Origin of the sequence: Vibrio sp. 10N.261.52.A1 (genome assembly GCF_002876325.1) — a bacterium.
Classification (GTDB): domain Bacteria; phylum Pseudomonadota; class Gammaproteobacteria; order Enterobacterales; family Vibrionaceae; genus Vibrio; species Vibrio chagasii.
This window is the reverse complement of record NZ_MCYD01000559.1, coordinates 1-5,088: the sequence shown is the minus strand read 5'-3', so window position 1 is coordinate 5,088 and position 5,088 is coordinate 1. Positions and strand designations below refer to the sequence as shown.

At 43.4% G+C, this 5,088-nt stretch carries 5 protein-coding genes and 1 tRNA gene; 4 read left to right on the top strand and 2 right to left on the bottom strand.

Annotation, left to right across the window (positions count from 1 at the left end; translation table 11 throughout):
* Window positions 1–123 precede the first annotated feature (123 nt).
* Together glsB and trmB are read right to left on the bottom strand one after the other, a co-directional pair.
* Window positions 124–1,044, bottom strand: a complete 921-nt coding sequence (glsB, locus tag BCT81_RS08705) for a glutaminase B (protein WP_102423864.1) — start codon at window positions 1,042–1,044, stop codon at window positions 124–126.
* A 337-nt stretch (window positions 1,045–1,381) separates the two neighbouring features.
* Window positions 1,382–2,101, bottom strand: a complete 720-nt coding sequence (gene trmB / locus BCT81_RS08700; protein ID WP_004738956.1) for a tRNA (guanosine(46)-N7)-methyltransferase TrmB — start codon at window positions 2,099–2,101, stop codon at window positions 1,382–1,384.
* Between the two features lie 165 nt (window positions 2,102–2,266).
* Here trmB and mutY point away from each other — a divergent pair, with 165 nt between their 5' ends.
* From mutY to BCT81_RS08680, 4 genes are all read left to right on the top strand, one after another.
* Window positions 2,267–3,322, top strand: a complete 1,056-nt coding sequence (gene mutY, locus BCT81_RS08695; RefSeq protein WP_061032407.1) for an A/G-specific adenine glycosylase — start codon at window positions 2,267–2,269, stop codon at window positions 3,320–3,322.
* A 28-nt stretch (window positions 3,323–3,350) separates the two neighbouring features.
* Entirely contained in the window at window positions 3,351–3,623 is a 273-nt protein-coding gene (locus BCT81_RS08690; protein ID WP_004738952.1) for an oxidative damage protection protein, read from the top strand.
* Between the two features lie 69 nt (window positions 3,624–3,692).
* Window positions 3,693–4,826, top strand: coding sequence for a membrane-bound lytic murein transglycosylase MltC (gene mltC, locus BCT81_RS08685; protein ID WP_061032406.1), 1,134 nt, complete (start codon window positions 3,693–3,695; stop codon window positions 4,824–4,826).
* Between the two features lie 103 nt (window positions 4,827–4,929).
* Window positions 4,930–5,005, top strand: a tRNA-Phe gene (locus BCT81_RS08680).
* Window positions 5,006–5,088: the final 83 nt, after the last annotated feature.

Genomic DNA, 5,088 nt, shown 5'->3' with positions numbered 1-5,088 from the left:
TCGAGATTCGAGATTCGAGAAAAATGATAAAAGGGTTGGCTTTAGGGTCAACCCTTTTTATTGGAAGAGTCTTTCTCGAAGCGAAGCGCTCTATAGGACGAAGTCCGTGCTCGCATCTTTCTTCTAAAAAATCGAACGACCAATACGTTCTGAAAGCAGCTCGAGAGCCTTAGTGCCAGCCAGTGAGTTACCAGAAGGATCCAGCTCTGGAGACCACACAGCAATCGTCATTTCACCAGGAACGATAGCGATAATCCCGCCACCTACTCCCGATTTGCCCGGCATGCCGACGCGATAAGCAAACTCACCTGCGCCATCATACAAACCACAAGTTGCAAGCAAAGCATTCAGCTGCTTGGTCTGTACCGGCGTGATAATCTCTTTCTTAGTCTGTACTGACACACCTTTGTTCGCTAAGTAGCTAAAGGTTTTCGCCAAATCCACACAAGTCATCTTAAGTGCACAAGCATGGAAGTAATTATTGAGTACAGGGATAACATCGTTCTCAAAATTACCAAATGAACGCATCAAGTACGCGATAGCGGCATTACGGTCGCTATGCATCATTTCTGAAGCCGCTACAACCTTATCGTACACAATATGAGTATCGCCCGATAACTGACGCACAAACTCCAATAAACGCTGTCTTGGTGCTGACAAGCGGCTTTGTAATAGGTCAGCGACAACAATCGCACCAGCATTAATAAATGGGTTTCGAGGGATACCCTGCTCCATCTCAAGCTGGATCATCGAGTTAAAAGCTTGCCCTGAAGGTTCTTTACCTACACGCTGCCAAATCTCTTCCGGCTTATAGAGCACCATTGCTAACGTCAAACTCAAAGCCTTAGAAATAGATTGTACAGAGAAGGCTTCCTCTGCATCACCAGCTTGAATCACTTCTCCTTCATTGGTGTATACCGCAATCGCCAGTTTCTGGTTCGATATACGCGCTAATGCAGGAATATAATCAGCGACCTTTCCCTGACCAATTAAAGGGCGAACTTCTTCTAAGATCTCGGCCAAAATAGCTTGAGTTGGTTTCATGTGTGCTTACTTCTATATTGTTATTTTTGTAGGGACGTAACATATACCAATCGTAGTAAATAACGGCTCACTCTAGCTTGTTAAAACGCTCGATAACTGCGTTAGAATTTTTGATTGTAGAGTAACTACTTATCGAAAAAACCTGCCTTGTTCCTACGCTATTTTTAATCACTTACTTACTGTGATTGGTATTACTTTCTGTCGTTAAGCCTTTACTGAAATAAAAGCCTAAGGACAAAAAAGCCAACACTACAATAATGTTGGCTTTTATCAATCCCACAAAGTGTAAGGTTAAGATCCTAATCAAATCTCACCTTATATTTGTTGAGGTTCAGAATTACTTAGTACGCTTGTACTTAATATCCCAAACACCATGACCTAAACGGTGGCCACGAGCTTCAAATTTAGTCAGTGGACGCTCATCCGGGCGAGGAATGTAATCACCATCTTCAGCGATATTCTCGAAACCTGGTGCAGCATTCATTACTTCAATCATGTGCTCTGCGTAGTTTTCCCAGTCAGTTGCCATGTGGAAAATACCAGTTTCAAGGTGTAGTTTAGCGCGAACCATTTCAGCGAATTCAGCTTTAACGATACGACGCTTGTGGTGGCGAGCTTTGTGCCATGGGTCAGGGAAAAACAGTTGCAGTGTATGCAGGCTGCTATCTGGAATCATGTGTTCAAATACTTCAACAGCATCGTGACACATTACACGTAGGTTAGTTACGCCAGCATCGCGCGCAGTACCCAAACAAGCACCAACACCTGGGCTGTGAACTTCAATACCTAAGAAGTTCTTCTCAGGTGCGTTCTTTGCCATTTCAACCAGTGATGCACCCATACCGAAGCCAATCTCTAGTACAACTGGGTTATCGTTGCCAAATACTTCTTTCCAGTTAAGAAGCTCTGGGTTGTAGTCGATACCCATTGTTGGCCAACATTCATTCATCGCGTTCTCTTGGCCTTTTGTTAAGCGGCCTTCGCGGCGAACAAAACTACGGATCTTACGAACCAGTTTGCCGTCTTCAGTATATTCGTTAGTGGTCACTTCACTCATTGATTTTTGCCTGCACATTGATTAATCAAAGCGGGGATTATCCAAAGAATTGCCTTCGGTGCAAGTCTTTCCGTGGATAAATTCCCACACAATTTGTCTGTTTTACATCCAACGTTAAGTGTGGTGCAATTTCGCTTCTAATAATAGCAAAGCATAGAGCATGTCGTGACTCCTTTCGCAACCGCCATATTAAAGTGGTATGACGCCTACGGGCGTAAAGAATTACCTTGGCAACAAAACAAAACCGCCTACACCGTTTGGCTATCTGAAATCATGCTTCAGCAGACTCAGGTCACCACGGTGATTCCATACTACCAACGCTTCTTGGAACGTTTTCCTACAGTTATCGATCTAGCAAACGCCGAGCAAGATGAAGTGCTCCATCTATGGACAGGGCTTGGTTACTACGCACGAGCTCGTAACCTACACAAAGCTGCCAAGATCGTCGCAGAGCAATATGGTGGGGAGTTTCCACTTTCTCTCGAAGAAATGAATGCGCTTCCAGGCATTGGTCGCTCAACAGCGGCAGCTGTTCTGTCCTCTGTTTACAAGCTCCCTCATGCGATCCTTGATGGTAACGTGAAGCGAACGCTTGCAAGAAGCTTTGCTGTCGAGGGTTGGCCTGGACAAAAGAAGGTTGAAAACCAACTCTGGGAACACGCAGAGGCACACACACCAAAGCAAGATGTCGATAAGTACAATCAAGCTATGATGGATATGGGAGCAATGGTTTGTACTCGTAGCAAGCCTAAATGTACTCTGTGCCCAATTGAAAGCATGTGTGAAGCTAAAAAACTCGATAGACAACTCGACTTCCCTGGCAAAAAGCCAAAGAAAGAGAAACCAGTAAAAGAGACATGGTTTGTAATCCTGTATCACGATAACCAAGTGTGGCTTGAGCAGCGCCCTCAATCAGGTATCTGGGGAGGCTTATTCTGTTTCCCTCAAAATGAGAACGCAGAAATCGAACACCAATTGGATCTTCGTTCAATCACAAACACAGATTCAATCAAGACCATGATTGCGTTTAGGCATACTTTCAGCCACTACCACTTAGATATCACACCAGTATTAGTAAAATTAGATAAACAACCAGATTTGATAATGGAAGGGACTAAAGGTCTCTGGTATAACTTATCAAAACCAGAAGAAATTGGCCTAGCCGCTCCTGTAAAGCAGCTTATTGAAAGCCTACCATTTGAACTGAATGACGACGTTTGAATCAACGAACGCGATAAGAGGAACCACTATGAGCCGCACTGTATTTTGTGCTCGCCTCCAGAAAGACGCTGAAGGCTTAGAATTTCAACTTTACCCAGGTGACTTAGGTAAGCGTATCTTTGACAACATCTCTAAAGAAGCTTGGGGACAATGGCAAAGCAAACAAACCATGCTTATCAATGAAAAGAAGCTAAATATGATGGATCCTGAACATCGTAAACTTCTTGAAACTGAGATGGTTAACTTCCTTTTCGAAGGTAAAGATGTCGTAATTGATGGCTACACTCCACCAAGCGAATAAGACATTTATTTAAGCAAATTTTAATGACATCATGGTTAGCGCTGCGATGTCATTTTTGTATGAGGAACTATGAAAAAGCTCAGTTACTTCCTAACCGCCATGCTACTTACTGGTTGCAGTCGTGAGTTCGTTGAGAGCATTTATGATGTGAATTACGAGCCAACCAACCGATTCGTAAATAACTTAGCGGAGTTACCCGGTCAATTTGAAAAAGATACAGGCGCATTAGACGCTTTGATCAATAGCTTTTCTGGCAATATCCAAAAGCGCTGGGGTAGCAACGAAATCAAGATGGCAGGTAAGAGTAACTATGTGAAATACATAGATAATTACTTGAGCCGATCAGAAGTAAACTTTAGCGAGGGCCTGATAACGGTAGAAACAGTTTCCTCAACAGAGCCTAAAAAACACCTCAAAAATGCAATTATGACAACGCTGCTTACGCCAGATGATCCAGCACATGTCGACCTATTCTCTTCAAAAAGTATCAAATTAGAAGGTAAACCTTTTCTCTATAACCAAGTTGTAGACCAAGAGAAAAAGCCTATCCAATGGACATGGCGCGCCAACAAATTTGCTGACTACCTGATTGCCAACAACCTCAAAACCAAAGAAGTCGACTTTAAAAAAGCCTATTACGTTGAAATCCCTATGGTGGCCGATCACGCAAGCCAGCGTAGTTACCAATATGCCGATATCGTTCGACGCGCATCTAAGCGCTATGACATCCCTGAAGACTTAATCTACGCAATCATCAAGACAGAAAGTAGCTTTAACCCATATGCGGTTAGCTGGGCGAATGCATACGGCTTGATGCAAGTTGTGCCGAAAACAGCAGGTCGAGATGTATTTAAACTGGTAAAAAACAAACCTGGGGAGCCCACTCCTGAGTACTTATTCAACCCAGAAAACAACATTGATGCCGGCACCGCGTACTTTTACATCCTTAAAAATCGCTATTTGAAAGATGTGCGACACCCCACAACATTGGAATACAGCATGATCTCTGCGTACAACGGTGGCACTGGCGGTGTACTCAATACCTTTAGCAAGGACAGAAAGCGAGCAATGCGTGACTTAAACTCACTGCAACCGAGTCAAGCTTACTGGGCACTTACTAAAAAACACCCGAACAAAGAGTCGCGCCGATACCTAGAAAAAGTAACAAAGTTCAAGAAAGATTTTAACCAAGGTAAAACGTAAGCCTCACTTTTGAATAAAAAAACAACTAACGAACGTTTTTTTTAATTATTTTCAAAAAAGGTGTTGACGGTTATGCAGAAAATCCGTTTAATAGCGCTCCGTTGCCCGGATAGCTCAGTCGGTAGAGCAGAGGATTGAAAATCCTCGTGTCGGTGGTTCGATTCCGCCTCCGGGCACCACAATTTGATTTGTTGGTGTCAACACTCTTTAACAGGGAGTAACAGCACGGACAAAAGCATAAAGAATTTAGTGTGCCGACTTA

Bases quoted from the DNA above. Each gene is read 5' to 3' on its own strand.
- glsB (WP_102423864.1), bottom strand. From the start codon at position 1,044: ATGAAACCAACTCAAGCTATTTTGGCCGAGATCTTAGAAGAAGTTCGC.
- trmB (WP_004738956.1), bottom strand. From the start codon at position 2,101: ATGAGTGAAGTGACCACTAACGAATATACTGAAGACGGCAAACTGGTT.
- BCT81_RS08690 (WP_004738952.1), top strand. From the start codon at position 3,351: ATGAGCCGCACTGTATTTTGTGCTCGCCTCCAGAAAGACGCTGAAGGC.
- mltC (WP_061032406.1), top strand. From the start codon at position 3,693: ATGAAAAAGCTCAGTTACTTCCTAACCGCCATGCTACTTACTGGTTGC.